The sequence below is a fragment of the Streptomyces milbemycinicus genome (assembly GCF_002154605.1).
Taxonomy (GTDB): Bacteria; Actinomycetota; Actinomycetes; order Streptomycetales; family Streptomycetaceae; genus Streptomyces; species Streptomyces milbemycinicus.
In genome coordinates this window covers 1-3348 of the sequence record NZ_MUNE01000474.1, presented here as the reverse complement: position 1 = coordinate 3348, position 3348 = coordinate 1, and the positions used below count along the sequence as shown (strand labels likewise).

4 protein-coding genes and 1 pseudogene are annotated in these 3348 nt (G+C 69.5%); 3 read left to right on the top strand and 2 right to left on the bottom strand.

From position 1 onward, the window contains the following. Positions 1-426: pseudogene (locus CCN51_RS34005) on the top strand (ABC transporter permease); the annotation flags it as partial. Positions 427-465: 39 nt separating this feature from the next. On the opposite strand, the gene CCN51_RS34000 reads toward CCN51_RS34005, so the two are convergent. Further along, a complete protein-coding gene (locus tag CCN51_RS34000; RefSeq protein WP_043486757.1) occupies positions 466-789 on the bottom strand; it encodes a hypothetical protein in 324 nt (107 codons plus the stop codon). A 209-nt stretch (positions 790-998) separates the two neighbouring features. On the opposite strand from CCN51_RS34000, the gene CCN51_RS33995 reads away from it, so the two are divergent. Next, complete coding sequence (locus CCN51_RS33995; protein ID WP_014176356.1) at positions 999-2042, top strand: LLM class flavin-dependent oxidoreductase; 1044 nt, start codon at positions 999-1001, stop codon at positions 2040-2042. A 70-nt stretch (positions 2043-2112) separates the two neighbouring features. Here the strand turns inward: CCN51_RS33995 and CCN51_RS33990 are convergent, their stop codons facing one another. Beyond that, positions 2113-2505, bottom strand: a complete 393-nt coding sequence (locus CCN51_RS33990; protein ID WP_014176357.1) for an SCO5389 family protein — start codon at positions 2503-2505, stop codon at positions 2113-2115. Between the two features lie 210 nt (positions 2506-2715). Here CCN51_RS33990 and nucS point away from each other — a divergent pair. After that, a partial coding sequence (gene nucS, locus CCN51_RS33985) for an endonuclease NucS (RefSeq protein WP_211303275.1) occupies positions 2716-3348 on the top strand: 633 nt, incomplete at its 3' end.

Sequence of the window (3348 nt, the reverse complement as noted above, 5' to 3'; positions counted from 1 at the left end):
ACCACCACCGCCGCGCTCGCGTTCGTGGCCTTCGCGAGCGCGGGGATGCACAGCGGGCCGGAGGTCATGGAGCCGACCGGTAAGCAGCTGCTCGGGGCGACCGTGGGGGCCGGGCTGTACGTCTCGCTGCTCGGGCTGCTCTCGCTCGCGGTCGGCAGCATGCTGCGCCACTCCGCCGGCGCGATCACCGCGATGCTCGGTGTGGTGCTGCTCCCCGCGATCCTCCCCGCCTTCCTGATGATGTCCAGCAGCCTGCAGACCCTGGGCGAGAAGATGCAGAAGTACTCCTCCCCCAACTCGCTGGCCGCGCTCTTCCAGATCGACGACGAACTCGGCACCGGCTGGTCCCAGCTGGGGCTGCTGGCCGGGGTCACGGCCGCGGCGTTCATCGCGGCGTACGCGCTGCTGGAGAAGCGCGACGTCTGACAGGCGCATGCGGCAGGCGATACCTGCTGAATCCGCCGGTTAATGCCTCGGCGCGTTACGGGACCGCTGGAGCTTCGCGCTCCGGCGGTCTCTCGCGTTCCAGCAGGATTTATGCCAGTGGCGGCGGTCGTCCACGCCGCTGTGCTGCTGCCAGGCCACGATATGCGGCACACCGGGCGGGATCTCCTGGTCACAGCCGGGGCAGCGGTAGTGCTTGGCGGTGCCGCCGCCGACCTGGCGCACCACCCACTCCTCGCCCTGCCAGCTCTGCGTCGACTCCAGCCCATAGCGGTCGGCGCGATCTTCGTCTTGGCGGCCGCTCGGCTTCTCGCCGCCTCGCGAGCGGTTTCGGCGTGGGGACACGGGGCACCTCGAAGGACGCTGGGAGCTACTGGCTGTGACCAGCGTACGCGTTACCGTCACGGTCCCGAAAAGCCGTGTCCACAACCGTCCTCCGATCATCATGAAAACTTCTTGCCAGGCCGTGCCCTTGGCACGTGTCAGGCGTTAATGCCTATGTGGGGGAGGGTGCCCGTGGCGGCGGCGACGACCGCAAGAGGAGGCAGATGGCAATGCGTGTGGGGGCTTTCATCCTCGCCGCTCAATTTCCGGGCCAGTGCCAGGGGGAGGCGCTGCACCGGGCGGTACGGTCCGCACAACTCTCCGAAGAGGCGGGGCTGGACGCGGTGTGGCTCGCCGAGCACCACTTCGTCCCGTACGGCGTCTGCCCGTCCGCCGTCACGCTCGCCGCGCTGCTGCTCGGCCGTACGCGCAGGATAGGCGTCGGCACGGCCGTGAGCGTGCTGCCGACCGCGCACCCCGTCGCGCTGGGTGAGCAGGCAGCGCTGCTCCACCTCGTCTCCGGGGGGCGCTTCACGCTGGGCGTCGGCCGGGGCGGGCCCTGGGTGGACCTGGAGGTGTTCGGCACCGGTCTGCGTGCGTACGAGCGGGACTTCCCCGAGTCGCTCGACCTGCTGCTGCGCTGGCTCCGCGAGCCACGGGTCGGCGCGGCCGGGGACCGCTTCGCCTTCCGTGAGGTGCCGGTCGTACCGCGGCCCGACGAAGCGCTGACGGACGAGGGGATGGTCGGCGGGCCCCCGGTGATCGTGGCCTGTACGTCACCGGGCACCGTGCGGCTGGCCGCCGAGCGCGGATTGCCCATGATGCTGGGGATGCACTGCGGGGACGATGAGAAAGCCGAGGCGGTCGGGTTGTGGCGGGAATCCGCGCTGGCCGCGGGCCGCTCCCCGGAGGAGGTCGCTGCGGTGGCCGAAGAACATGTCTCGGCGGGGGTGGTGCAGATCGCGGACGCCCGCCCCGTCGCGGCGGAGGCCCTTGTCAAGGCCATGCCCGGCTGGCTGCGCCAGGGCCTTGACGCGCATGTGACGGTGGACGGACGACCGCGCCGGATGCGCGATCCGCTCGCCTATGCCGAGCTGCTGTGCGGACTGCACCCGGTCGGGCCGCCGCGGCTGTGCGCGGACCGGCTGGCGGCGACGGCGGAGCGCACCGGTATCCGCCGCTTCGCGCTGCTGGTCGAGGGCTCGGGAGAGCTGGCAGCCACGGAGGAGAATGTGCGCCGGCTGGGCGCCGAGGTGCTGCCGCTCCTGCGCTGAAGACCTCCTGTGCAAAAGTCCTGCGCGGTCAGGACATCTCCCCCTCGTGGAGCGGCAGCGGACATCCGGGTCAGCAGTCGCGCAGCTCGGGTGACTGGTTCAGCAGCTGACCGCGCGGCGAGGTGAAGCGCGCCAGTCTCTCGTCGGACGACCCGTCCAACGGGAACACCGCTACCCGGTGGCAGTTCTGGAAGGCCAACCGCACCCCGAAGTGGCGCTGCAGCGCGCCTCGTATCGCGTCGCTCGCGAGTGCCCGCAGCAGCTGACCGCGGGCCTGCTCGTCCGGCGGCGGTGTCTGATTGTCGGCGAATTCCCCGCCGTCGATCTTCAACTGGGCCACCAGAGAGCTGATCATCTCCCATGCGTAAGGCAGGGAGTTCCGGACGCAGTCGACGAAGTCGACTTCGTCGACCTCGCCTCGCTCGGCCTGGGCAAGGAGGGCCGGTGAGACGTCGAGCGACATGGAGTCTCCTCTCGCGACCCCCATGACGGGGGTCTCAGGGACGGATGAGCGGACGGCGACGGAGCGTACCCGCATGACGACCGCCCGCTTCAACGGTAATCGGCCACTGTGGCCGCACCAGGAGAATGCGTGCACAACCAGCCACCCCCGCAGGGGCCCGGCGTCGGACGAATCGCGTAGGCCACCCGCCGTCGAGTAGCGTTGCCGACCATGCGTCTCGTCATCGCCCGTTGCTCCGTGGACTACGCCGGCCGGCTCACCGCTCACCTTCCCTCGGCACCCCGTCTGATCCTCATCAAGGCCGACGGCAGTGTCTCCATCCACGCGGACGACAGGGCCTACAAACCCCTCAACTGGATGTCTCCGCCGTGCACCCTCAAGGAGGGGGACGGCGATGTGTGGACGGTGGTGAACAAAGCGGGCGAGAAGCTCATCATCACCATGGAGGAAGTGCTGCACGACTCCTCGCATGAACTCGGGGTGGACCCCGGTCTGATCAAGGATGGCGTGGAAGCCCATCTGCAGGAGTTGCTGGCCGACCGTATCGAGACACTTGGCGATGGCTGGACGCTTATTCGGCGTGAATACCCCACTGCCATTGGCCCCGTGGACATTCTCTGCCGGGACGCCGACGGCGGCACCGTCGCGGTGGAGCTCAAACGGCGCGGGGAGATCGACGGGGTGGAGCAGCTGACCCGCTATCTCGAACTGCTCAACCGCGATCCGCATCTGGCCCCGGTGAAGGGGATCTTCGCGGCGCAGGAGATCAAGCCCCAGGCGCGGGTGCTTGCCACGGACCGCGGTATCGGCTGTGTCGTCCTGGACTACGACGCGCTGCGCGGC

Coding starts and splice junctions, on each gene's coding strand:
- CCN51_RS33995 (WP_014176356.1), top strand. CDS start 999: ATGCGTGTGGGGGCTTTCATCCTCGCCGCTCAATTTCCGGGCCAGTGC.
- CCN51_RS33990 (WP_014176357.1), bottom strand. CDS start 2,505: ATGTCGCTCGACGTCTCACCGGCCCTCCTTGCCCAGGCCGAGCGAGGC.